The 25,076-nt window shown below is 71.1% G+C and carries 19 protein-coding genes; 12 read left to right on the top strand and 7 right to left on the bottom strand.

Going from position 1 to position 25,076, the window contains the following annotated elements:
* Positions 1-182: 182 nt before the first annotated feature.
* Both ACFYPN_RS08020 and ACFYPN_RS08025 read left to right on the top strand, forming a co-directional pair.
* Positions 183-629 (top strand): PaaI family thioesterase, encoded by a 447-nt coding sequence (locus ACFYPN_RS08020; RefSeq protein ID WP_358763345.1) that lies wholly within the window; start codon positions 183-185, stop codon positions 627-629.
* A 271-nt stretch (positions 630-900) separates the two neighbouring features.
* Positions 901-1,269: a nuclear transport factor 2 family protein gene (locus ACFYPN_RS08025; protein WP_358763347.1), complete on the top strand. Its 369-nt coding sequence runs from the start codon at positions 901-903 to the stop codon at positions 1,267-1,269.
* Positions 1,270-1,279: 10 nt separating this feature from the next.
* Here the strand turns inward: ACFYPN_RS08025 and ACFYPN_RS08030 are convergent, their stop codons facing one another.
* From ACFYPN_RS08030 to ACFYPN_RS08040, 3 genes are all read right to left on the bottom strand, one after another.
* The gene (locus ACFYPN_RS08030) at positions 1,280-2,098 is read right to left on the bottom strand and encodes a helix-turn-helix domain-containing protein (protein ID WP_389297329.1); all 819 of its coding nucleotides are present in this window, start codon (positions 2,096-2,098) and stop codon (positions 1,280-1,282) included.
* Between the two features lie 125 nt (positions 2,099-2,223).
* Entirely contained in the window at positions 2,224-3,699 is a 1,476-nt protein-coding gene (locus ACFYPN_RS08035; protein WP_389297294.1) for an MmgE/PrpD family protein, read from the bottom strand.
* Between the two features lie 92 nt (positions 3,700-3,791).
* Positions 3,792-4,751, bottom strand: a complete 960-nt coding sequence (locus ACFYPN_RS08040; protein ID WP_358763351.1) for a diacylglycerol kinase family protein — start codon at positions 4,749-4,751, stop codon at positions 3,792-3,794.
* A 295-nt stretch (positions 4,752-5,046) separates the two neighbouring features.
* On the opposite strand from ACFYPN_RS08040, the gene ACFYPN_RS08045 reads away from it, so the two are divergent.
* The 10 genes from ACFYPN_RS08045 (at position 5,047) to ACFYPN_RS08090 (ending at position 19,911) form a co-directional block, all read left to right on the top strand.
* Positions 5,047-5,373: an acyl carrier protein gene (locus ACFYPN_RS08045; protein ID WP_389297296.1), complete on the top strand. Its 327-nt coding sequence runs from the start codon at positions 5,047-5,049 to the stop codon at positions 5,371-5,373.
* Between the two features lie 110 nt (positions 5,374-5,483).
* Positions 5,484-11,249 carry an SDR family NAD(P)-dependent oxidoreductase gene (locus tag ACFYPN_RS08050; RefSeq protein ID WP_389297298.1) on the top strand — a complete coding sequence of 1,922 codons (5,766 nt, stop codon included), beginning with the start codon at positions 5,484-5,486 and terminating at the stop codon, positions 11,247-11,249.
* 15 nt (positions 11,250-11,264) lie between these two features.
* Positions 11,265-12,857 carry a long-chain-fatty-acid--CoA ligase gene (locus tag ACFYPN_RS08055; RefSeq protein ID WP_389297300.1) on the top strand — a complete coding sequence of 531 codons (1,593 nt, stop codon included), beginning with the start codon at positions 11,265-11,267 and terminating at the stop codon, positions 12,855-12,857.
* A 32-nt stretch (positions 12,858-12,889) separates the two neighbouring features.
* Entirely contained in the window at positions 12,890-13,873 is a 984-nt protein-coding gene (locus ACFYPN_RS08060; RefSeq protein ID WP_389297302.1) for an LLM class flavin-dependent oxidoreductase, read from the top strand.
* A gap of 79 nt (positions 13,874-13,952) precedes the next feature.
* Positions 13,953-14,741 (top strand): alpha/beta fold hydrolase, encoded by a 789-nt coding sequence (locus tag ACFYPN_RS08065; protein ID WP_358763360.1) that lies wholly within the window; start codon positions 13,953-13,955, stop codon positions 14,739-14,741.
* Between the two features lie 61 nt (positions 14,742-14,802).
* Positions 14,803-15,492, top strand: a complete 690-nt coding sequence (locus ACFYPN_RS08070) for a TetR-like C-terminal domain-containing protein (RefSeq protein ID WP_358763362.1) — start codon at positions 14,803-14,805, stop codon at positions 15,490-15,492.
* Between the two features lie 188 nt (positions 15,493-15,680).
* Positions 15,681-16,889, top strand: coding sequence for a cytochrome P450 (locus ACFYPN_RS08075; RefSeq protein ID WP_358763364.1), 1,209 nt, complete (start codon positions 15,681-15,683; stop codon positions 16,887-16,889).
* Positions 16,890-17,146: 257 nt separating this feature from the next.
* Entirely contained in the window at positions 17,147-18,580 is a 1,434-nt protein-coding gene (locus ACFYPN_RS08080; protein ID WP_389297305.1) for an MFS transporter, read from the top strand.
* A gap of 100 nt (positions 18,581-18,680) precedes the next feature.
* The gene (locus ACFYPN_RS08085) at positions 18,681-19,511 is read left to right on the top strand and encodes an alpha/beta fold hydrolase (protein WP_389297307.1); all 831 of its coding nucleotides are present in this window, start codon (positions 18,681-18,683) and stop codon (positions 19,509-19,511) included.
* Positions 19,512-19,548: 37 nt separating this feature from the next.
* The gene (locus ACFYPN_RS08090; RefSeq protein ID WP_358763370.1) at positions 19,549-19,911 is read left to right on the top strand and encodes a helix-turn-helix domain-containing protein; all 363 of its coding nucleotides are present in this window, start codon (positions 19,549-19,551) and stop codon (positions 19,909-19,911) included.
* Between the two features lie 419 nt (positions 19,912-20,330).
* Here the strand turns inward: ACFYPN_RS08090 and ACFYPN_RS08095 are convergent, their stop codons facing one another.
* The 4 genes from ACFYPN_RS08095 to ACFYPN_RS08110 are packed head-to-tail and all read right to left on the bottom strand — an operon-like array spanning position 20,331 to position 24,834.
* Entirely contained in the window at positions 20,331-21,710 is a 1,380-nt protein-coding gene (locus ACFYPN_RS08095) for a GH1 family beta-glucosidase (protein ID WP_389297309.1), read from the bottom strand.
* 9 nt (positions 21,711-21,719) lie between these two features.
* The gene (locus ACFYPN_RS08100) at positions 21,720-22,583 is read right to left on the bottom strand and encodes a carbohydrate ABC transporter permease (protein ID WP_389297311.1); all 864 of its coding nucleotides are present in this window, start codon (positions 22,581-22,583) and stop codon (positions 21,720-21,722) included.
* A gap of 5 nt (positions 22,584-22,588) precedes the next feature.
* On the bottom strand, positions 22,589-23,560 hold the full coding sequence (locus ACFYPN_RS08105; protein WP_358763376.1) for a sugar ABC transporter permease: 972 nt from the start codon (positions 23,558-23,560) through the stop codon (positions 22,589-22,591).
* An 11-nt stretch (positions 23,561-23,571) separates the two neighbouring features.
* A complete protein-coding gene (locus tag ACFYPN_RS08110; protein ID WP_358763378.1) occupies positions 23,572-24,834 on the bottom strand; it encodes a sugar ABC transporter substrate-binding protein in 1,263 nt (420 codons plus the stop codon).
* Between the last annotated feature and the right edge of the window lie 242 nt (positions 24,835-25,076).

Raw genomic sequence — 25,076 nt, forward strand, 5'->3', positions numbered from 1 at the left:
CGCACGGGTCTCCGCGAGGGCACGGGGCGCCCTCACCGGCACGGTCGGCCGCCGAATCGCACCGATCGTCGCAAGGGCCCCTGACCCGTCACTGACACCCAACTGATGTTCGGCCGCCCGGGTGCCGGAGTAGGGTGCCTCCCGTCCACCCCACCGGTACCACCGTGCGAAAGGTGTTCCAGATGTCCGACCCCGACGTCTCCGCCTCCCCCACGTCAGACCTGGCCGCCCGTCTGCTCGCCGAGATGCCCTACGCCGTCGAGTCGGGGGTGGTGCTGACGGAGGCCCGCCCGGAAATCGCGCGCGGCCTGCTCGAATGGTCGGCCGGGCGTTGCACGGCCGGCGGCATGCTGCACGGGGGAGCGCTGATGACGCTCGCCGACACTGTCGGAGCGGTCTGCGGCTACCTCAACCTGCCGGAGGGCGCGGGCACGGCCACGATCGAGTCGAAGACCAACTTCTTCCGGGGGGCGGGACAGGGCACGGTACGGGCGGAAGCCCGGCCACTGCACGTCGGGGGCACCCTCATCGTCGTCCAGACGGACGTCTACGACGATCGCGGGCGCCGGGTCAGCCAGACCACCCAGACCCAGGCCGTCATCGTGCCGCGGCCTCCGGCGGCGCGGTAACGCCCGGTGATCCGGTCGGCTCCGGAGCATTACCCCAGCGGTAATCGACCGCTCGGAAAGTGCGCGCCAGACTGAGGGCGCAGGCAGGGCGGGACAGAGCATTCCGTGCCCCCGGCATGCTCTGTCCCGCCGCGTCGCGTCGGGGCGGAGAACGCCGGTCACGGCGCGGGCACCTCATCTCCCCTCCCGCCACCCGCCACCGCCGACGAGGCGGTCGGCGTGTCGAAACCGCGCCCCCCGGGTGCACCCGTACAGACGAGAGGACACCGTTGTGACCACGCACGAGGACGCTGTCGAGCGCTACTTCACCGCCTGGAACGCCGCCACCCCCGAGGAGCTGGCCAAGGCGGTCGCCTCCGCGTTCACCGAGGACGGCACCTACACCGACCCGCTCGCCGAGGTGAAGGGCCACGACGGGATCGCCGCGGCCATTGACGGCGCCCACCAGCAGTTCCCCGGCTTCGAGTTCAAGCTGACCGGCACGCCGGACGCCCACCACAACCTGGTGCGCTTCACGTGGGACCTGGTCTCCACCGCGGACGGCTCCGCTCCCGCGGCGGGCTTCGACGTGATCACGCTCGCCGACGACGGCCGCATCACCAGCGTCGCCGGCTTCCTGGACCGCCTGCCGGGAGCGTGACCCGCACCCTTCAGCGTGCCGCTTGAAGGACGGCGGCCGTCTCCGCGTCGGCGGGCAGGAACGTCTCGACCGCCAGCTCGGAGACGGTCACGTCCATCGGCGTGTTGAAGGTGGTCGCGGTCGAGATGAACGACAGCACGCGGCCCCCCGCCTCGATCCGGAGCGGCAGCGCGTACGGATGCGGTGCGGCGGAGTGCCCCTCCCCGCGCCAGGCCTCGGCCGGGGGGGCGCCGCCCGCCGGCGACGGATAGGCGGCGACCTCCTCGTACAGGCTGTGCAGCGCGTCGGACGAGCGCAGCGCGGCCTGTCGTTCCATCCGCTCCAGCAGATGGCCTCGCCACTCGGCCAGATTGCGGATCCGCGGGGCCAGGCCCTGCGGGTGCAGGGTCAGACGCATGGCGTTCATGGGTGGCCGGAGCAGGTGGCCGGCCACCCCTTCGAGCAGCATCTGCACGCCCCTGTTCGCCGCCACCACGTCGTACATCCCGTCCATCACCAGGGCGGGGTGGGGCTCGTAGGCGGTCAACAGCTGTTCCAGACCGGCCCGCAGCGGTGTCATCGCCGGGGCGGTCATCGGCGTCTCCGGGAACGAGGGGGCGTATCCCGCCGCCACCAGAAGCGAGTTGCGCTCCCGTACGGGAACGTCGAGCTGCTCGGCCAGATGCAGCACCATGGATCTGCTGGGCGTGGAACGGCCGGTCTCGATGAAGCTGATGTGGCGTGTGGAGCTGTCGGCCTTCAGAGCCAACTCGAGCTGGGTGATGCGCCGCAGTTTGCGCCAGCCCCGCAGCAAGCTCCCGACATTCACGTCATCGACCGTCCTGGTCATGGCAGTCGTCATGCCAAGGACGTTATCCGATATGGCCGTCCGGAGATCCACCACGAGCCGTCTTCGGCCACCGCATGTGTGCAATCGCGCTGCCGCCGACCTCCGTACGGAGGTCGGCGCCGACGTCAGTCGAGGCTCGCGCGGAGCCAGTCCGCGAGCCGGGCGCCGTCCATGCCATCCAGCTCGGAGGCCGCCCGCGCCACGTCCGGCGCACCGCCGAGCGAGACGAACTTCTCCCTCATCAGACGCGCGTGCCCGGCCCGGGTGTGCGGGCCGGCCGCACCGATCGGCACCAGGCGCTCGCGGCTCTCGGTACGGCCGTCCCGCATCCGTACGGTCACCCGGGCTGGGGTCGCCTTCGTGGCGTCGGAGAAGTCGTCGGCCCGGTCCGCGCCCGGTCCGCACGCGGTGAGCGCGAGCCTCTCCGTCGCCGACCCACCGAACGCCTTCAGCCACGGTCCGGCGGCTGCACCGGCCCGGCGTACCGCCTCCCCGAAGGGTGCCACCGAACCGAACAGCGCCCGGGTGAAGTCCTCGTCGTGCCGCAGGACGACCCGTTCGGCCAGCTTCCAGCGTTCCGGGAGGGCGAGACGGGGCGCGGCGAAGTCGTCCACCGTGAGACCGCCCTGGAGCAGCGCGGTGGCCACCGGGTAGGGGGTGTGCAGGACCAGCGCGCCCAGCGGGGCGTCGGGCCCGGTCACGTACCGTTCGGCGGTGCGCCCCGCGAAGAGGGTGTAGAGCGACGCCTCCACGACCACCTCCTCCACGTCCTCCTCGCGCAACGGACCCAGCACGTCGTGCAGTTCGATCGCGCAGTCCACCGCGGCGTCGATGCCGGGGCCGCCCGGACGGGCCTTGAAGGAGAGCGTGTGGGTGTACCAGCGCGTACCGAGGCCCTCGTGGACCTCGCCGGGCAGCGGGACGGAGGCGAAGCGGGCCAGGAAGCCGTCCGGATGCTCCAGGATGTCCGGTGCGCCCCGCAGACCCGCTGCCGCCGCGTCGCAGGCGTCCATGGCGGAGCGCACCGGGGTGAAGGCGTTGAACAGGCGTGCGTCGCTGGCCAGGAAGGCCCGGTGCAGTGGCCAGTTGGGCATCGCGAAGGCGAGCCCCAGGGCGTCCGTCCAGCGGGCGGCCGACGCGCCCTCGCAGTGCAGTCGCCCCGCGACGCCGCCCGCCAGGTGGGTGTGCACCGCGCTCTGGCCGCGCAGCGGTCCGAGTGTCGCCGCCGCGGTGATCCTGGCCGCGCACTCGTTGGCCGCCACCACGGCGGTGATCAGCGCCGCACCGTCCAGTCCACGGGCGAGGGCGTGTGCGAGGGGAACCGCCACCGTCGAGTTGGAGAGATGACCGGCATAAGCGGTGTCGTCGAGGTTCAGCCAGGAGCCGAGCCCCGCCAGTACGCAGGCACCCGTCCGGGGATCGTCCTGCCAGGGATCGCCGAACGCGGCGACGATGCGCCGGCCCAGCGGATGGTGGAGGCCCGCCCGGATCGAACCGAGCTGCGAGAGCACCTGGCTGGTCGCCAGCGAGCGCACCGGTGAGGGGATGTCGTCGTACGTCAGCCCGGAGGCCCAGTCGGCCAGCTCTTCCAGGGGGGTCATCCTCTTGTCCCTTCGGTGGACGGTCTCGGCGAGGTCTCTGCCGTGCCGCCGTGCGCCCGTGGTGCCGCGGGCGCCGGTGCGGCCCGGCCGCCTCAGCGGGGTCCGCCCACGCTCGCCCCGGCGCTCCAGGCCAGGAGCGCGCCGGGCAGCACGTCGAGGGTCATGCCCGAGGTCGAGGCGGGCTGGAGTTCGCCGTCGTGCTCGTACACCAGCGGTGCGCCGTCCAGGCGCTCGACGAGGATCCGCCGTCCGCGTCCGTAGAACACTCCCGGCAGGTTCAGGTGGGCCGCCGTCCTGGTGAGTTCGGGCACCCGGGTGGGTGCCACCTCGCCGCCCACCACGCAGACGTCCAGCAGGCCGTCGTCCGGTTCGGACCAGGGCAGGACCAGGAAGTCGCCACCGCGGTACCGGCCGCCGCCGACGTTCGCCAGCACGGTCGGACCCTCGTGCAGCACCACTCCGTCGACGGTGACCCGGCCCGGGTACGGAATGAAGGCCTCGGCGGTGCGCTGGAACGCCTCCGCGTAGCGCCTGCGGCCGGTCAGCGCGATACCGCGCGCGGTGACCAGAGCCTCGGCGATGACCCCCGAGCACGCCCCGAGGAAGACCTTCTCGCCGCTCTCGGCCAGCTCCGCGAGATCGACGCGGCGCACCTGGGCCTCGGGGGAAGGGCCGTCCGTGGCGCCCAGCACCGCGAGCAGCGCCGTGCGCCAGGGCAGGTCGCCCCAGAGCATCCGGTAACCGGAGTTGCCGGTACCGGCCGGGACGATGAACAGGGCGGCCGGACCGCCCGCCAGCGCTTCGACCACCTCGTGGACCGTGCCGTCACCCCCGACCGCCACCACCAGATCGGGCGGCGCCGTCCCCGCGCACGCCTCCGTCACCTCCCGGGTGGCGTCACCCCGCCGGGTCGTGCGGTGCAGCCGTACCTCGGGAAGCCACTTCCCGCACACTTCGGTCACCTCCTCGATCAGCGGCTCACCAGTGGTTCCCGCGGTGGGATTGGCGACGATCAGTGCTCGGCGCGGTAGGGCGGCACGTGGTGCGGTCATGGGCCCAACTCCGTCTCGGTTCGGTCGGCGGGGAGATGCACGGCGCTCCCGGCCGGCGCGGGCGGCACGGAGCGGTACCGCGCGCCGCTCACGACGGGGCTCACCACCGGGCCACCCCGTGAATGTGGCCTCCGCGGATGACGTGACGCTGACCCGCCGCTGACGGGAGGGCCCCCACGGGCGCCGGATCAGTGCGGTGTCAGGCACTGCTGGTTCCATCGGCTCCCGTCAGACCCCCTCGTGCCGCGACGGACGCACGACAGAGAGGCGACCCACTGTGGATGTCGGAGCCCGAATGCGCGGACTGCCGCCCCTGGAGCTGCGTGAAGAGCTGGAGGAGCTGGTAGTGGCTCTCTTCAGAAGGCAGCTCCTGATGGAGCACGACGACGAACTGGACCAGGAACTCAGTTACTTCGACCTCGGAATGACCTCGCTGCGCCTGATGGAGGTCAAGAAGGCGCTGGAGCAGCGGCTCGGCATCGACATCGACGCGACGCTGCTCTTCAACCGTCCCACGGTCGAGCAGTTGCTCGACCACCTGACGGAGACCGTCCTCGCGGCCGACTCCACCGCTGCACCGGTACCCGCACCCGCTGCCGCGCCGGTACCCGCCTCCGGCTGACCGGTCCCCTCCACGTCAGCGTCCGCCCCGCACCCCGCGGTCCACGCGACCGCCGTCCCAAGATCGTCGACCCCGTCCCGACCGGTCCCGAGCAGAACAGGAGACACGGAATGCCGCGCGAGACCGCAAACCCGCCTCGCCCCGCCGAGGAAGTGGGCGCCGGGCAGGAGACTGTCGAGCAGCTGCTGCTGGAGAAGTACGAGCCGATAGCCGTCGTCGGCATGGGTCTCCGCTTCCCCGGGGACTGCGGCACCCCGGAGGAATTCGAGGAGTTCCTGCGCGAGGGACGCTCCGGCATCCGGCCGCTGCCGCAGGACCGCTGGGACGCGTCACGGTTCGTCCCCGACGAGGCCGGCGAGAAGGGGAAAATCCACACCACCGGTGGCGGATTCCTCGACCGGATCGACCTGTTCGACGCGCCGTTCTTCAACATCTCGCCCAAGGAGGCGCAGTACATCGATCCCCAGCAGCGGATGCTGCTGGAGACCGCGTGGCACGCCCTGGAGAACGCCAACATCGACCCGGCGGGACTGCGCCGCTCCAACGGCGGCGTCTACATCGGCGCGAGTTCCATCGACTACGCGCTGGAACTCGACACCCTGCCGTACGAGGAGCTGGACGGACACCTCGCTTCCGGCATCACGCTCTTCCCGCTCGCCGGACGGCTCTCCTACTTCCTCGGGTGGCGCGGACCGAGCGTCAGCGTCGACACCGCCTGCTCCTCCTCGCTGTGCGCCCTCCACATGGCCGTGCAGGGGCTGCGGCGGGGCGAGTGCGACATCGCTCTCGCCGGCGGGGTCAACGCCCTGCACAGCCCGCGCATCATGGTGATGTTCTCGCACGGCCAGATGCTCGCCCCGGACGGCCAGTGCAAGACCTTCGACGACTCGGCCGACGGCTATGTCCGGGCCGAGGGCTGCGGTCTGGTGGTCCTCAAACGGCTGTCCGACGCCGAGCGTGACGGCGACACCGTGCTGGCCCTGGTCCGGGGCACAGCGATCGGCCAGGACGGCGACAGCGCGGGCCTGACCGTGCCCAACGGCCCCGCCCAGGAACTGACCATCCGCAACGCGCTCGCGGCGAGCCGTCTCACCCCCTCCGACATCCAGTACGTGGAGGCGCACGGCACCGGCACTCCTCTCGGCGACCCGATCGAACTCGGCGCCATCAAGGACGTGTTCGCCGATTCGCACACCAAGGAGCGCCCCCTCCTCGTCGGTTCGGTCAAGACCAACCTCGGACACATGGAGCCGGCCTCCGGGATCGTCGGAGTGATCAAGTCAGTCCTGCAGCTGCGCTCCGGCACCGTCTTCCCCCACCTCAACTTCCACGTTCCCTCCACCCGCATCCCCTGGGATACGTTCCCCGTCTCCGTGCCCACCAGCGCCATGGCCTGGCCGGAGGGAACGCGCCGCGCGGTGGTGAACAGCTTCGGCTTCGCCGGGACGATTTCGGCCGCAGTGCTGGAGCAGGCAGCCGAGCCGCAGGTGGCTCCCGAGGAGAGAGAACACGGTCCGGAGATCAACGTGTTCACCCTCTCCGGCAAGAGCGAGCAGGCCCTGAACGCCCAGATCGAGTCGTTCCGCAGCTATCTGGACGAACACCCCGACGCCGACATCGGCCGGCTCTGCTACACCACCAACGTCGGACGGTCCCACTTCGCGCACCGTCTGGCCGGCCCGGTGGCGGACCGGAAGGCGCTGCTGCGGCTGCTGGACGCCGGGCAGGGCCGGGAGGCGGGCGCGAACTCCCGCGTACGCAAGGTGAGTTTTCTGTTCAGTGGCCAGGGCAGCCAATACCCGGGGATGGGCGCGGACCTCTACCGCACCTTCCCGGTGTTCCGTGAGCACGTGGACGAGTGCGACCGGCTGTTCGCCGCCCACCTGAAGGTCTCCGTGAAGAGCCTGCTGCTGGACTCGGAGCCGCACTCCGGCGGCGACCCCGACGGCCGCGCGCTCGTCGACCGGACCGAGTTCACCCAACCGGTTCTCTTCACGCTGGAGTACGCCCTCGCGCGGCTCTGGATGTCCTGGGGTGTGCGGCCCAACGTGCTGATCGGGCACAGCATCGGAGAGGTGACGGCCGCCGCGGTCGCGGGGCTGTTCAGCGTCGAGGACGCCGTCACCCTGGTGGCCGTACGCGGCCGGCTGATGCAGTCGGTGACCCGGCCCGGGGGCATGATCGCGGTGAACGCGGCGGCGGAGGACGTGGTCCCGCTGCTGGCGGCGTACGAGGATCTGGCGTTGGCGGCCGTCAACGCCCCGGCCCAGTGCGTGGTGTCCGGTGCCCGCGAACCGCTGGAGAAGCTGGCCGCGCGGTTGCGCGAGGACGGCTTGCGGGCGGACGCGCTGGCCGTGTCCCACGCGTTCCACTCCCCGCTGATGAGTGAGGTCTTCGACGAGTTCCGCGAGGCCGTCGCCGGTATCACCTTCCACCGCCCGACCATCGCGCTGGTGTCCAACACCACCGGTGCGACGGCCCGCTACGAGGAGATCGCCACCCCCGACTACTGGGTGCGGCACATCGGCGAACCGGTGCGGTTCCTCGACGGCATCCGGGCGGTCGGCAAGCGCGGCCGGCACGTCATGGTCGAGATAGGCCCCTCCGGCGCGCTGACGGCCCTGGCCCGCCAGTGCCTGGCCGCCGAGGATCACGTCTGGCTCACCAGCCTCCGCCGCCGCGACGCGGGCACGGGTGCGACCACCCTTCTGCACGGTCTCGCGAGCCTCTACACCACCGGACTCGCGGTGCACTGGCCCGGCGTGCACCTGGGGCGCGAAAGGCCCAAACTCACCCTGCCCGGCTACGCGTTCCAGCGCCGCCGCTACTGGCTCCCGGCGACCGGCCCCTCCGCCGCGACCGGCTCCGGCCCCGCCGTCCACCCGCTGCTCGGCCGTGCCGCGACGATGCCCCGGGAGGCCGCGGACGGCCCCGGACCGGACGGCGCCGCCCGACCCGTACCCCACGAGTTCGTCACCGAGCTGTCCCCCGGCTCGCCCGCGTGGCCGGCCGGCAACCCCGGGCCGGACGGCACGCCGGTGCTGCCCGCCGCCTCGTACGTGGAACTGCTCCTCGCCCTGGCGGACGCGGTCGACGGCCACACCCGCAGCGACCTCCGCGACATCGTCCTGGCAGCACCGTCGGCCTTTCCCGCCGGCACCGCGACCGTGCTGCGCACCCGTGCCGTCGAGGACACCGGCGGCTCCGCGTCGGTGGAGGTCGTCGGCCGAGGCGCCGGTGACGGCGGAGAGGAACGGCTGCTCTGCACCGCCGTGCTGGACCGACGCGCCCCGGCCGGGGGCGACGGCCCCGGGGACGGCATCGCGGAACTGCTGGCGCTCGCAGACCGCGAGCCGGTCGTCGAGGACCGGGCCGACGGCTTCGACGTCCACACCGACCTCGCCTCGGTGGACCGTGACCTCGGTCCCCGGATGCGGCAGTTGTCCTGGGTGGCGCGGCACGCCGACGGCCTCGTGACGGCCGAGCTGATCTGCCGCCCCGCCTCTGCCGTCGAGCAGCTGCCGCCCGAGACGCTGGAGAGCGCGCTGCACGCGGTCGCGGCCTTCGAACCGGGGGGTCCGGCGTTGACCGTCACCCGCATCGGACGGGTCCGGCTGTTCAAGAAGCCGCGCAGCTCCGTGCTCCGGCTCGTGGCCCGTGTCCTGCCGGTGGACGGCGGGGGCAGCCGCGCCGATCTGCTTCTGCTGGCGGACGGATCACCGGTGATCGAGCTGACCGGAGTCGAACTGATGCCGCCCGTCAGCGGGCGGGGTTCCGCGTTCCTGCACCGCCAACGGTGGCTGCGGCAGAGCCCGGAGCCGGGGCAGGACGCCGCCGAGCGCATCCTGCTGGCCGTGTCCGACGCCGGTCGCCTCACCGGGCCGGCCGCCGCGCGACTGGCGGCCGAAGGCGTACAGGTCGTACCGGTGTCCGGCGCGGACGGACTCACCGCCGCGCTCGCCGGATCCGGGGCCACCGACGTGTGCTGGTTCTGGACCTCGTCCGACACCCCGATGACGGCCGCCCGGCTCCGTGCCGAGTGCGAGCACAACTACCGTGAACTGCTGGCAGTGACGCAGGCGTTGGCCAACGCAGGGACGGGCCGCCCGCCCCGGCTGTGGGTGGTCTCGGAAGCGGCCCAGTGGGTGCCCGGCGACCGACCCGGCACCGGCGGGCGCCTCGCGGCTGCCACCCTCTCCGGCTTCGTCCACGCCCTGCTCAACGAGCAGCCCCAGCACCGGGCCACCCTGGTGGACCTCGGCTCCGACACCGACCCGGGCGTGCTCGCCGCCGAACTGCGGGCGCCCGACACGGGGGAGTACCAGATCGCCTACCGGGGCGACCGGCGGTACGTACGCCGCGTCCTGAGCGGTTCCGCCGGCCCGCTGCCCGACGGGTTCGAGGAGCCGACCGGTCCGGGCGGGGCGGTCCGGACCGACGCCCCGTCGCCCGGGGCCGGCGAGGCGCGGATACGGATCGAGACGGTACGCCTGGCCGCCGGTGAACCGGGGGCCCCGCGCGGCACCGAGGCCGTCGGTACGGTCGAAGCCGTCGGCCCCGGCACCTCCTGCCGGGTCGGCGCGACGGTCCGGGTGTCCGGGCCGGGCACCCTGCGCACCACCGTCACCGTGTCCTCCTCGGAGGTGACCTCCGCCGCGACCGGCGAGAGCCTGGCACCGCCGCACGACACGTACACGCTGGACGAACTCGACGAGGCGCTGCGACAGGCCGACGGCGGGCGCACGGTGGCGGTACGGCTGCCGGCCCCCGCCCCCGACCCGTCACCCGTCCCCGTACGCCCCGACCGCACCTACCTGGTCAGCGGCGGGCTCGGCGGACTGGGGCTCGTCACCGCCCAGAAGCTCGCCGACCTCGGCGCCCGGCACCTGATCCTGCTCAGCCGCAGCGGGCACCCCGCCCCCGGAGCGGCCGAAGACGCCCTGGCCGGACTGTCGGCCCGGGCCGAGGTGACCGTCGTGCGGGCGGACGTCGCGTCGCCCGACGGCATGGCCGAGGTCGCGCGCCGGCTCCGGGAGGCTCCCGTTCCGGTGGGCGGGATCGTCCACGCGGCAGGGACCGACGGTACCTCGCTGATATCCGAGATGACCTGGGAGGACATCGACGCGCAGCTCGGCGCACAGGCGTACGGCGGCTGGCTGCTGCACGAGGCGAGCCTCGGCCTGCCCGACCTGGACTTCTTCGTGGTCCACTCCTCCCTGTCCGCCGTCATCGGCGGAGCCACCCAGGCGCACTACGCCGCGTCCTTCGCCTTCCTCGACACCCTGACGGCCTGGCGCCGCGGACAGGGACTGCCGGGCCTGTCGGTGAACTGGGGCGCGTGGGGGAGAGTCGGCATGTCCGCCCGGCTGGACGAGAACCTCGGCAAGGAACTGCGGCGCAGCGGCATCCGCCTCTTCTCGCCCGCACGGGCCCTTCGCGAACTCACCGTGCTGCTCACCTCCCCGGCCGACGAACAGTGGATCGGCGGCGAATTGGACTGGTCCGCGCTGGCGCCGGAGCTGCTCGACAACGCCCTGTACTCGCGCGTCGTGCGCCGTGAGGAGGACGGCGCCCCGTCCCGGTACGACCTGGCGGCCCTGCTGGCGAAACCGGCCCCGGAGCAGCTTGCCGAGATCGGCGCACTGGTGCTCACCAGTGTCGCGTCGGTGCTGCACGCCGAGGACCCCGGTCAACTGGACCTCGCCACACCCTTCCTGGGCCTCGGCCTCGATTCACTGATGGCACTGGAACTCAGGTCCGCCCTGGAGAAGTTGCTGAGGGTGCCCTTGCCCGCAAGCCTCACCTTCGACCACCCTTCGCCGCAGCACGTGGCGGAATTCCTCCACGCGCGGCTCACCGCGGCGCAGAGCGCCTGAGACCCGGGAGAAACCGTGGAAGCACCCAGCCACTGGACACTGACCGCCACCTCCGCCACCCAGGCCCACCACCGTCCGGACCACCCGGCGATCATCTGCGAGGACCGCAGGACGAGCTACGCCGACCTGCACCGCGACACCAACCGGGCCGCCCACGCCCTGCGTTCGGTGGGCATCCGGCCGGGCAGCCGGGTCGCCTTCCTCGGCCGCGAATCGGAGTACTTCTACACGGCGATCCTCGCCTGCGCCAAGGTGGGAGCCGTCCTCATCCCCGTCAACTGGCGCCTGACGGCGGCCGAGGTGGATCACATCCTGGGTGACTCGGGCGCCGAAGTCCTCTTCGTGGAGTCCGAGTTCCGCCACATCGTCGATCGCGTCGGCATCGGGCTGCCGGATCTGCGGCACGTGGTGGTCACCGACCGGCCGGGTGATCCGGACCCCGGTGCCGGGATGCGGGCGTGGTGGGCCGGGTCGCCCGGCACGGAGCCGCCCGGCCCGGCCGCCCGGCCCGACGACGCCGTGGTGCAGATCTACACCAGCGGAACGACCGGTCGCCCCAAGGGAGTCGTGCTGGCGCACCGGAGCTTCTTCACGCTGCCGGCCGCGTCCAGGGACGCGGGCGTGGACTGGATCGACTGGCTGCCCGAGGACGTCAGCCTCATCTCCCTGCCGGGTTTCGGCATCGCCGGGCTCGCCTGGTTCATGCACGGCATCAACGCCGGTGCCACCAACGTCGTGATGCGCGTGTACATCGCGCAGGAGGCCGTCCGGCTGACCGCGGAGCTCGGCGTGACCATCACCTATGCCGCGCCTGCCCAGTTGCAGATGATGCTGGACGAACAGGGCGTGACGAAGGAGACGTTCGCGTCCCTGCGCAAGGTCGCCTACGGCGGAGCACCCATCTCGGAGTCCCTGCTGGGGAGATGCATGGAGATGCTCGGCTGCGATCTCGCCCAGATCTACGCCAGCACCGAGACCGGCACGGTGGTCGTCTGCCTGCCGCCGAGCGCCCACGTCGTGGGTGACCCCCGGATGCGGTCGGCGGGCCTGGCATGCCCGGGCACCGGGGTGAAGGTCGTCGACGACGCGGGCCGTCCGGTGCCCGCGGGCACCCTCGGTGAGGTGTGCGTCCGCACCCCGGCCCGCATGCTCGGCTACTGGAACCTTCCGGAGGCGACGTCGAGCACCATCGTCGACGACTGGGTGCGGATGGGCGACATCGGCTACCTGGCCCCGGACGGGTACCTCTACCTGTGCGACCGGCTCAGCGACACCATCATCGTGGCCGGACAGAACGTCTACCCCGCGGAGGTCGAGCGCGCACTCGCCGAACACCCGGCGGTCGCCGAGTCCGCGGTGGTGGGCGTCCCCCACGAGGAGTGGGGAGAGGCCGTCCACGCCTGCGTCACCTTCCTCCCCGGTCTCCGGGCCACCCCGCGCGAACTGCTGCTCTTCCTCCACGGACGGCTGGCCGGCTACAAGGTCCCGGTCGCCTTCCACGTCCTCGACGATCTTGCCCGCAACCCCGCGGGCAAGATCCTCCGGCGCGAGGTGCGGGAACAACTCCGCGCGGCCACCGCCTCGCCCACGCCCAGCCCGTCCGTCTGACCGCCCACCCGACCGCAGTTTCACGACAGAGAATGGAGGTGAGTTCGGTGACCACCCGCATCGGTGTCCTGTTGCCGACTCGAGAACAGGCCATGACGGGTGACTTCGGCGCCAATCCGCTGCTGGAGTTCGCCCGCGCGGCCGAGTCCTACGGATTCGACTCCCTGTGGACCGGGGATTCCCTCACGGCCCGTCCCCGGCTCGACCCCCTGGTGGTACTCGCCGCGGCGGGGGCGGCCACCAGCCGCATCACCCTGGGTACCGCCGCCCTGACCCCGGCCCTGAGGCACCCGCTGATCGGCGCCAACATGCTCGCCAGCCTCGACCACGTGTGCGGATCGCGGTTGGTCCTGGGCCTCGGCTCCGGCTTCCCCCTGCCCGAGACGGAGGAGGAGTTCGCCGCCGTCGGCGTACCGTTCACCGGCCGGGTCGGCCGCCTGGACGAGAACGCCGACCTGTGGCGCACCGCGTGGCAGGCCACCCTCCCCGACGCGCCGACGTCCTTCAAGGGAAAGTACTGGCAGGCAGAGGGCCTGGACCGGCTGCCGCCGCCGAACCGGCCGGGCGGTCCTCCGCTCTGGCTCGCCGGCAGCGACACCCCGAGGGTGCTGTCCCGGGTCGCCCGGCGTTACGACGGCTGGTTGCCCTTCCTCCCGTCGGCCGAGGCATACGGCACGGCATGGCAGGAGATCCAGCGGCTCGCGGCCGAGCACGGCCGCCCCTCCGACGCGATCACTCCCGGGCTGTACGCCACCGTCACCCTCGGCCCCGACCGGGCGGCTGCCCGGCGCGAGCTGGAGCACTACATCGAGCACTACTACGGGCGCTCCCTCGACTTCATGGCCTCGATCCAGGCGTACGCCTGGGGCGAAGCCGAGGAGGTGGCCGAGTGGCTGGCCGGGTACGTGCGGGCCGGCGCCCGGCACATCGTGCTCCGTGTCGGCTCGCTGACCCCCGCTCCGCACCTGGAGCAGATCGCCCGCGCCATCGCGCCCGCGCTGCGCCGACTTTCCTGAACCAAGTCCGCGTCGTGCCGGCTTCCCCGCAGGGGCCCGCGTCGCACCGACTTCCCGAACCCGTTGGAGGTACACCCCCATGAGCGACACTGTCACCGGCCGGACGGCCACGGCGGGCCAGTGGTTCCAGCCCGCCGAGGTGGAACCGGAGGCGCGGGTCCGCCTGTTCCTCTTCCCGCACGCCGGGAGCGGCGCCATCATCTACCGCGACTGGGCCGGACTGCTGCCGAGCGAGATCGGTATCCAGGCCCTCACTCTGCCGGGCAGGCAGGAACGCTCGGCGGAGGAGGCGTTCACCGAGTGGGAACCTCTGCTGGACGCCCTGTACGAAGCGGTGACGGCCGAACTGGACCACCGGCCCTTCGCTTTCTTCGGCCACTGCCTCGGCGCGCAGCTCGCCTACCACCTGACCGTCCGGCTGAAGGAGGACGGAGTCACCGGTCCGGTGCTGCTCGGTGTCTCCGGCTGGGCGCCCGAAGGGTTCTTCAATCCCACGGAGAAGGACGTGGACATGCCGGAGAGGGAGCTGATCGACTGGATGAAGCGGCTCGGCTCGTTCCCCTCGGAGATCTACGACAACCCCGAGGTCCTGAGGATGGTCATCCCGGCACTCCGCTCGGACTTGGCGGTCTGCTCCCGGCGCGTCGACCGGGCGGCCACCGTCGACTGCCCGCTGGTCACCTACGGAGGCCGGAACGACGCTCTGATGGAGAAGGAGGGTGCCTTCGAGTCATGGGTCCCCATCAGCCCCCGTCACCTGGGGCACAGCGAGTTCTCCGGCGGCCACTTCTTCATCGACCAGCACGCACTGGCGGTCACCTCGGACTTCAACCGGCACCTGGAGCGCGCTGTGCCGGCCGCGGGCTGAGACGCGGTTGCTTACCTCGGTGGTAATCGACGCCGGAGCCACCGGTGACGATGCTGGTGGAATGACAGATCTGCGCACCGACGAAATCCGAACCCGTATCACCCGAGAGGCCGTTCGCCGTCTGGCCGGACGACGTGCGGTCGCTCTCGACCTCGCCGACATCGCGGCGGCGTCGGGCACCGACCCCGAGCTCGCCGGGAAGTCCTTCCCGGGCGAGTGGGACCTGCTGACCGCTCTGGTCCTCGACGCCTACTCCGCGATGAGCGACAGCGCCGAGGCGGCGTCCGCAGCGGCCGTCGCCGAGGGCGCGAGCCCGATCGAACACTGGACGGCCATCTGTCTGGGGGTCCGTCGCTGGGCGCTGGACCACCCGGACGAGTACGCCCTGATCTGGGGGCAGCCCGTGCCCGGTTACAGCGCCCCGCCCGAGACGATGGCGGCGGGCGCCCGTACCGTGCTGGCCCTGCTCGGGGTGTTGCACAAAGCGCGCGAAGACGGACGACTGAACAGCCACGACGACGACCCCGCCCTGTCCGCAGGGATGCGCGCCAACGTCTCGGCGCTGGCCGAGGGCCTGCTCAACGGGCTTCCCGAGCCGGTCATCGCCCGGATGCTGGTCGCCTGGACCCAACTGCACGGCATGGTCGCCTTCGACGTGTACGGCCACATCGCGGGCGTCGCCGCCGATCCCGAAGCGTTCTTCACCTACGCGGCGGCCGGGATGGGGGCGTACGTGGGTCTGCCGCGCTGAGTGACACGGCCGGGGCCGCCCGGTGGGCTCCCGCCCGTGTCCGGCAACTTCACGCGTGCCGGGTGACGTACGCGCATACGTCACCCGGCCGATCCACCGCCGGCCCGCTCCGCCGGACCGGCGTCGCACGTCGTACGCGAAGCCCGCCCGTTCCGGCCCTGCCCACCCGAAAGAGAAGAGGTACCCCCATGCCCCTCGAAACGGCCCCGGAAGTACTGGACTGGCCCTTCACGCGCACCGAGGACGGTGCACCTCCCCTCATCCTCGAAGAGCTGAGGAAGCAGCCCCCGTGTGTGGTACGCCTTCCCGAGGGCGCCGAGCAGTCCCGGCTCGCCTGGCTGGTGACCCGGTACCCCGACGTCAAGCAGGCGCTCGCCGACCCCCGGCTCAGCGCCGACGAACGTCGGCCGGGCGCACCGGTGCGCATCCAGCTGCCGCCGGGGAGCAACCCGAGCTCCTACCTCCGCCTGGACGACCCCGAACACGCCCGGTTGCGCGGCATGATCCAGAACGAGTTCACCCTGCGCCGGATACGGCGGCTGGAGGAGCCGATCCAGCGGCTCACCGACGAGCTCCTCGACGAGCTGTCCGATCTGCCGCAACCCGCCGACCTGCACGACGCGTTCTCCCGGAAACTGCCGACACTGGTCATCGCCCGGCTGCTGGGAGTCCCGTCGGAGGACTCCGGCTTCTTCGTGGAGAAGACCAGGACCACGATCAGTCAGGAAGACCCGGCGAAGGCGTACGAGGCTTTCGTCGAGATGAGCGAGTACCTCGCCCGGCTGGCGGAGTTCAAGCTGCAGCACCCCGACGACGACCTCATCAGCAGGCTCGCGGAGAAGTACCTCGCTCCCGGCGCCATCACCCTCGACGAACTCGTGGGGGTCGCCCGCCTGGTTCTCGTCGCGGGCCACGAGACCACCACCAACCAGATCGCGCTGAACATCCTCAGCCTGCTGCTCGACGACGGCCTGCGGGCCAAGGTCGTCGCGGACGACGGGGCGGCCATCCCCCGCTACGTCGAGGAGTCGATGCGTTACTGGTCGATCTCGCAGGACGCCATCCTGCGCCAGGCCACCGAGGACATGGAGCTGGGCGGGGTGTCGATCGCCGCCGGGGACGCGGTGGTGATCTCGATCCCGGCCGCCAACCACGACGAAAAGGTCTTCGGCTGCCCGCACATGATCGATGTCGACCGTGACGCGGGATCCCACCTGCAGTGGGGCTACGGCCCGCACTACTGCCAGGGGGCGCCGCTCGCCCGGCTGGAGATGGAGATCTCGTTGCGCTCGCTGATGACGCGCTTCCCCCGGCTGGCCCTCGCCGAGGACGCGCAGAAGGTCTTCCGCCGGGGGACGGTGTTCCACGGAGTGACCCGGCTGCCGGTGACCTGGTGATCGCCGGCCGCTGATCACCGCCGCGGCCACCCCGCCCGGACGAGGGCCGCGCCTCCGGGCGGCGGACGGCGCGAGCGGGGGCCCTCCGGGCGTCCGACGACGCGAACACGCGCCGCGCGCGCGGACGTTGTGTTTCCGTCGCGATGGATTGGCGTTACCTCGGACGTAATTGCCACCCGTGGGCGGAGTCGACAGGCTTGAGGGTACGACCTCCCGCGCCCCGGGGCGCGGGAACCTATGACAGGAGCGCACACCGTATGACCTCCGAAACAAGTCCCCATCTGGTCATGGAGGACGACTCCCGGAAGCCGGCGTCCACCGCCCTGATCGTCGTACTGGTCGGCACGTTCATCACCGTTCTCGACTTCTTCATCGGCAACGTGGCCGTCCCCTCCATCCAGGCCGACCTGAACGCCGGTCCGACGCAGGGCCAGATGGTGGTCGTCGGCTACGGCGTCGCCTTCACCGCGGGTCTCATCACCGGCGGACGCATCGGCGACCTCTACGGCCGTAGGCGGATGTTCGTACTCGGCATGGTGGGCTTCGCACTCAGCTCCGCCGCCTGTGGCTTTGCCTCCGGCGCCGAAATGCTGATCGTCGCCCGAGTCGTTCAGGGCATCGCCGCCTCGCTGATGGTGCCGCAGGTACTGGGCATCATCGGGGCTGTTTACGAAGGAGCCCACCGGGCCAAGGCGTTCGCCCTGTACGGCCTGGTCATCGGCATGGCGGGAGTTTTCGGGCAACTGGTCGGCGGTGCGCTGATCACGCTGGACATCGCCGGACTGAGCTGGCGCACCATCTTCCTCATCAACCTCCCCCTGTGCGCGGTGGCCCTGGCCTTCGTCCGCCGCGCCATCCCCGAGTCCAAGAACGCGGCGGGCGGTCGGCTGGACCTCGTCGGTGCCCTCCTCGTCTCGGCGGCCCTGGGCCTCCTGGTGTTCGCGCTCGTCGAAGGCGGCGAGCGGGACTGGCCGGTGTGGAGCTGGGAGTGCTTGGCCGGCTCGGCCGTCCTCATCGCGATCACCGTGTGGCACCTGCGCCGGCTCGCCGCGGCCGACCGGGGCCCGCTGATCGAGCCCGCCCTCTTCCGGTCCCGTACCTTCACCCTCGGCCTGACCGCGACCGGCAGCTATTTCCTCGCCATGGGGTCGTTCTTCTTCATCCTCGCCCTCTACCTCCAGTTCGGCCGGGGGCTGTCCGCGTTGGGCTCCGGCACCGTCTTCCTCGCCGTCGGCGGAGGCTACTTCGCCTCCTCGATCTACTCGTCCCGGTTCACCGACGCGGTCGCCCGCCGCGTGGCCCTGGGCCCGGTCACCCTCGGTGCCGGCTACGTGCTGCTCGCGCTGGTGGTCTCCCGCATCGGCATGGGCGGCTCGGTGCTGTGGCTGGTGCCCCCGCTCGTCGTCGCGGGCATCGGCATGGGACTGACCACGGGCCCGCTCTCCAACCTGGTGCTCGGATCGGCTGCACCCGAGCACGCCGCCTCCGCGTCCGGTCTGCTCAACACGGCCCAGGAGGGTGGCGCAGCGATCGGCGTGGCCCTGGCGGGCACCCTGTTCTTCCCCGCGGTGGGAAGCAACGGCGACTACGCCCACGCGCTCGACGTCACCCTGATGCTGCTGGCGGCCTTCTGCGTCGCGGCCACCGCCTTCGTCCTACTCACGTCCTCGCGCGCCACAGCGCGCGGTTGAGTGCCCGAGGAGTTCCTCCCCGGCCGGGGAGGAACTCCACCGGCACCTCGGGGACAGGTCTTCCACCCGTCGCTCCAGGAGTTCCAGGAGGTCCACCACCATGCCCCACCTCACGACCAGGGACGGCACGCGGCTCCACTACAACGACTGGGGCGACGGCCGTCCGGTCGTTCTGCTCGGTACGGCCATGATGGACACCCGAATGTGGGAGTTCCAGGCACCCTTCCTCGCCGGTAACGGTCTGCGCTGCATCAGCTACGACCGGCGCGGCTGCGGACGTTCGGACGCCCCGTGGAACGGCTACGACTACGACACCCTCGCCGACGATCTGGCCGATCTCCTGGACGGGCTCGACCTGCGGGACGTGGTTCTCGTCGGATACGCCGTCGGCGGCGGCGAAGCGGTGCGCTACCTGAGCCGTCACGGGGACGACCGGGTGGGCAAACTCGCGCTGGTGGCCTCGACCACTCCCTTCCTGCTGCGCACGGAGGACAACCCGGACGGCCTCGACATCGCACTGTTCGAGGCGATGGCCCAGGCCATCAGGGACGACCGGCCCCAGTGGCTCAGCCAACTCAGCGGCCCGTTCTTCGTCGGCCCCGGGGTCGATCCGGCCGACATGCCGATCTCTCCCGAACTGGCCGACTGGCTCGTGCGTACCTCGCTCGACGCTTCCCCCCGGGCCGGAATCGAGATCTACCGGACCCTCTTCACCACCGACCAGCGCGACGAGACCGCGAAGATCGGCGTCCCGACGCTGATCATCCACGGGGACGCCGACATGGGAGCGCCCTACGCCCTGTGCGCACCCCGGACCCACGACCTGATCCGGGGCAGCGAACTGGTCACCTACGAGGGCGCGGCGCACGGTCTGTTCGCCACTCACGCCGGCCGGCTCAACCAGGACCTGCTGGCCTTCGCCAACAGCTGACGGTGTACGGGCGACGTCGAGCAGAGAGGGAGCAGTCGTGTCGACAGCCGCTTCGACCGGGCGAGCGATCGTCCACCCCCCACGTGAGGCGATCCGCCTGGAGGCGGTCCTGCGCGCGTTGTCCGACCTGCACCGTCTCGCCGTCGTCCGCGCGCTCGCCGTGGACGACGGCGAGCGCGCGTGCACCGACTTCGACCTTCCCGTCTCCAAGTCCACCCTGACCCACCATTTCCGGGTCCTGCGGGAAGCCGGTCTCATCCACCAGACCTACCGGGGGTCCGCCCGCCTCAACCGACTGCGCACCGACGACCTCAGCCTGCTCTTCCCCGGCCTCATCCCCCAGATCCTGCGGGCCGCCGACCGCCATCACCTCCCCGGCGCCGACCCGGTCACGCCGTAGCGTGCTGGACTTCCTGCCCCGGACCCGTTCCTGGCCGCCCACGAGCTGGGCCGGACCGCGTTCGGCCCGCGCACGGTCGTGCTGGGCGAGGACTGGATCGCGGCGGGCGTGGACCTGGTCGCCGCCCCCTGGAAACCAACCCGCACCTGCCCGCGGCCGACGTCACCGCCTGCGCCCGCGTTGCGCTGCTGCAGCTGATGACAAGTGCGTACGGGGTCGAGCGGCGGTACGTGCTCCGCAGCCCGATCCGCAGGTACGCGAAGGGGCCGCAGGCGTGCCGGGGTACGGAGAACGCGGAGCGGGGCCGTACCGCATGGTCACCCCATGCCGTACGGCCCCGCTCCGACCCCGCTCCGGTCCCACTCCTCGCAGGACGGTCACCGCCTGCGCGGGCAGCCTCCGCCCCGGAGCCGTACCGATCAGGACCGGTGAGCCTTGATCAGCTGCTGGTACCAGCGGTAGCTGTCCTTCGGGGTGCGCTCCTGGGTGTCGTAGTCGACCCGGATGATCCCGAACCGCTTCGCGTACCCGAGGGCCCACTCGAAGTTGTCCAGCAGCGACCAGACGTAGTAGCCCTGGACCTCCACACCGGCGTCCATGGCGGCCTTGAGGGCCGTCAGGTGGTCGCGCAGGTACTCGACGCGGTCCGTGTCGTGCACGGCGCCGTCCGCGTCGACCGTGTCGTACTCGGCCGAGCCGTTCTCCGTGATGTGGATGGGCGGCAGGGCCTCGCCGTAGGTCTTCTTCAGATCCGTCAGCAGATCGGTGAAGGTCTCCGGGACGACCGGCCAGCCCATCGCGGTGCGGCGGACGTCCGGGTACTCCGTCTCGCGGAGCCGGTTGTCGGTCGCCACCCGCAGCGCCGGGTCGGCCTCGCGGTACGGGGCGTCGGCGACGACGATCGGGCGGTAGTAGTTGATGCCCAGGAAGTCGATCGGCTGGGAGATCAGCTCCAGGTCGCCGTCGAGGCGGAAGTCCTGCGCCGTGATCAGCTCGCCCCAGGTCTCCTCGTCGCTCGCGGGGTAACGGCCCGCGAGGATCGGCTCGGTCCACACCAGGTTGTGCTGGGTGTCCGCGCGGAGCACCGCACCGCGGTCCGCGTCGGTGTCGGTCGCCGGGAGGTTGCGGTCCAGGTTGAGGGTGATGCCCGCGTCGCGGACGCCCGCGGCGCGCAGCGCCTTCATGGCCAGGCCGTGACCGACCAGCAGGTGGTGGGCGGCGGCCAGCGCGCCGGTGCCCTCCTTGGCGCCCGGGGCGTGCCGGCCGACGGAGTAACCGAGGAAGGCGCTGCACCAGGGCTCGTTGAGGGTGATCCAGCGCGGCACCCGGTCGGCCAGGTGCTCGGCCACGATCGAGGTGAACTCGCCGAAGCGCTCGGCCGTCTCACGGACCCGCCAGCCGCCCTTGTCCTCCAGGGCCTGCGGCAGGTCCCAGTGGTAGAGGGTGGCGGCCGGCTCGATGCCCGCTTCGAGCAGGTTGTCGACCAGGCGCGAGTAGAAGTCCAGGCCCTTGGCGTTGGCCGGGCCGCTGCCGGTCGGCTGGATGCGCGGCCAGGCTATGGAGAAACGGTACGAGTCCACGCCCAGGTCGCGCAGGAGCGCCACGTCCTCGGGGTAGCGGTGGTAGTGGTCGCAGGCCACGTCACCCGTGTCGCCGCCGTCCGTACGTCCCGGCGTGTGGCTGTAGGTGTCCCAGATGGAGGGGCCGCGGCCGTCCTCGGCCACCGCACCCTCGATCTGGTACGACGCGGTGGCCGCACCGAAGACGAAACCCGGAGGGAAGACAGGGAACTCACTCATGAAAAGCCCTTACTTGACCGAGCCGCCGGTAATCCCGGCGGCGATGTACTTCTGGGACAGGACGAGCAGCACGGCAGCCGGGATCGCCGACAGAACCGCCGCGGACATGACCGAGCCCCAGTCTCCGACGTGCGCACCGATGTACTGGTAGATGCCGAGGGTGATCGGCTTCACGTCGTCCGTAGTGTTCAGTGTGAGGGCAAACATGAAATCGCTCCAGGCGTACAGGAACGAGAACAGCCCCGCCGTGATCAGCGAGTTGCGGCTCATCGGCAGCACAACCTGGACAAAGGTGCGGAACCGGCCGGCGCCGTCGACCTCCGCCGCCTCGATGACCTCGCGCGGGATCGCCACCATGAACGAGCGCATCAGCACGATCGCGAACGGGATGCCCAGCGAGGCGTCCGCCAGCATCAGGCCGGCGTAGGAGTTGACCAGGCCCAGGTCCACGTAGGCGCTGTACAGGGCGTTGGCGATGACGATGCCGGGGACCATCTGCGTGATCAGGGTGCCGAACACGACGGTCTTCGTGCCGCGCAGCTTGAACTGGGCGAGCCCGTAGGCGGCCGGCGCCGAGAACGCGAGGCAGATGACCACGGCGCCGAGCGCGACGCCGAGCGAGGTCAGCAGATGGCCGCCCTGCTCCTTGAACGCGTCGCCGAAGCCCGAGAAGTCCAGGCTGTGCGGGACCGGGGAGACCTCCAGGAGGCCCGACTCCGGCTGGAGAGCCGTGTTGACCATCCAGTAGAGCGGGAAGAGCATCACACAGAGGATGACGATCCCGATGATCATCGCGCCCCAGCGGCGCTTCGGCTTGTTCTCGGCCGGCCTGCCCGCGGCATGGGCCGAAACGGCGGGAGTGGTGGTCGCCATGCCGTTCACTTCCCCTCGTTGCGGTTGGCCCGCAGGTAGAACACCGCGAAGACCGCGGAGATCAGGATCAGGATGTTGCCGACCACCGCGCCCGCGCCGAAGTCCAGCTGGGCGAAGGAGTTCTGGTACGTCAGGGTGCCCAGGGTCTGGGTGGAGTCGGCGGGACCGCCGTCCGTCAGGGCCAGGACCAGGTCCAGGATCTTGACGGTCGACATGAAGCCCAGCACCAGCACCACGGTGATGACCGGCTTCAGCAGCGGCAGGGTGATGGAGCGGAAGGTGCGCCAGCCCGAGGCGCCGTCGAGCGAGGCCGCCTCGTACATCTCCTTGGGGACCTCCTGGAGGCCGCCGTAGAGGATCACCATGTTGAACGGGATACCGATCCAGATGTTCACCATGATGACGGAGATCAGCGCCATGCCGGTGCTGCTCAGCCAGGGAGTGTCCCCGGCGCCGAACAGGCCCAGGAAGGAGTTGAGCACCCCGGTGTCCTGGTCGAGGATGCGGCGCCAGACGACACCGGAGACGACCATCGGGACGAGCCACGGCAGCAGGATCAGCGACCGCAGGACCCCGTTGAGGGGGAAGCGGCGGTTGAAGAAGACCGCGAGGGCCAGACCGATGCCGAACTGTCCGATCAGCGAACCGATCGTGAAGAGGATGGTCTGCCAGAGCGCCTTGCCGAAGAGGTCGTCCTGGAAGACGTTCCTCCAGTTGTCCAACCCGTTGAAGGGCGCCTCACCCGTGAAGAAGGTGGACGGCGTGTAGTGCTGGAAGCTCATCACGATGTTGCGGATGAGCGGGTAGCCGAAGAACAGCAGCATGAAGAGCACGGCCGGGGCGATGAAACCCCACTGGGCCAGCGTGCGGCGGCGCTTCAGGGAGCCCGGCCTCGGGCTCTTCGCCGCGGGGACCGCCCCGGGGGCGGTGGTCGCGGGCGCGGAGGAGGCGGGTGCGGAAGCAGCGGTGGATGACATGTTCAGATACCTCAGTTCCCGCTCTCGACACGCTGCTGGGCGTGCTTGAGGGCCGACTCACTGGACTGCCCGGTGAGGGCCGACTGGAAGGCGCTCTGCAGGGCCAGCGACACGGAGGTCCAGCCGGAGCCGAGCTGCGCGGTGCGCGAGCGGGCGGTGGCGACCTGGTCGGCGAGCGAGCTCAGCGAGGGGACCTTCTCGCGCCACACGGCCGCGGCCTTCTGGTTGGCGGGGATCATCCAGCTGTTCAGCGCGTAGGTGACCTCCTCCTGCTCGCTGGTCATGCAGTTGACGATCTTCGCGGAGGTCTTCTCCCGCGCGGTGTCGTCGACGTCCGGGATGGTCAGCATCCCACCGCCCAGCGGGCCCACCGAATCGTCGCCGGCCTTCGGGACCGGGATCTGCGCGATGCCCCAGTGCAGGTTCTTCTTCGTGTTGAGCGTCTCGACCTGCCACGGACCGTTGATCATCATGGCCGCGTTGCCCGCCATGAACTGGTCGTTGACGTCGGCCTGCGTCCAGTTGACCGTGGACTTGGAGAGGGAGCCGTCTTTGATGAGCGACTTCCAGTAGTCCAGCGCCTCGACCACCTTCGGCGAGTCGAGATCGGTCTCGTCGCCGCCGTTGGACCACATGAACGGCGTGAACTGGTAGACACCGTCCTCCGCGCCGCCCGCGCTGAGCGCGACGCCGTAACTCCCGCTCTTGGTGAGCTTCTTGGCGGTCGCCTGCATCTCGGCCCAGGTGGTGGGCACCGGCAGCCCGGCCTTGTCGAGGATGTCCTTGTTGTAGAAGAGCGCGAGGGTGTTCACCGTGCGCGCGGCTCCGTAGTACGTGCCCTTGTACGAGCCGTAGTCGAGGATGCCCTCGGGGATGTCCGCGGTGGAGACGCCCAGCTTCTTCAGGTCCAGCAGACCGCCGGTCTCGGCGAACGTCGGCATCTCGGAGCCGTCGAACTGGATGATGTCGGGCAGCGACTTCGAGGAAGCCATCCGCAGCGACTTCGTCATGACCTGCGCGGCCGGGACGGACTGCTGCTCGATGGTGACGCCCAGCTGCTTGCTGCAGCGCTTCAGCGTCGCGGCGTCCCAGCCGTGGTACGAGTCGTCCGTCGAGGAGTTCAGGACGGTGAACACGCTCTCGTCACGCTGCTGTCCGCAGCCCGAGAGGGCGACGGCGCCGACGAGCGCGGAGACAACGGTGAGCGGGACGACGACCCGCCGGTCGAGACGGCGGCGCCGCTGGCGCGATCCGTCCGTTATATGTGCTGTCACGGGGTGCCCTTGCGTGGGGAGTGGGCCGGGCTCCGGAAGACACCGGTGTCTCACGGAGTGGGGGTCGTGCCCCGGGTACGGGTCCGGCTGGTTCCGTACCCGGCGGGGGTGCCCCCGCGCGAACGTGCGCGGGGGCACCCCTGACCGCTGGGGGTCAGCGGACGCCGAGGAGGTGGTCCAGGGCGAGCTGGTCGAGGGCTTCGAAGGCCATGGAGCGCTGGGCGGCGGCGTCGACGTCGAAG

The organism is Streptomyces sp. NPDC005576 (assembly GCF_042871745.1).
In the GTDB taxonomy this organism is placed as follows: Bacteria; Actinomycetota; Actinomycetes; order Streptomycetales; family Streptomycetaceae; genus Streptomyces.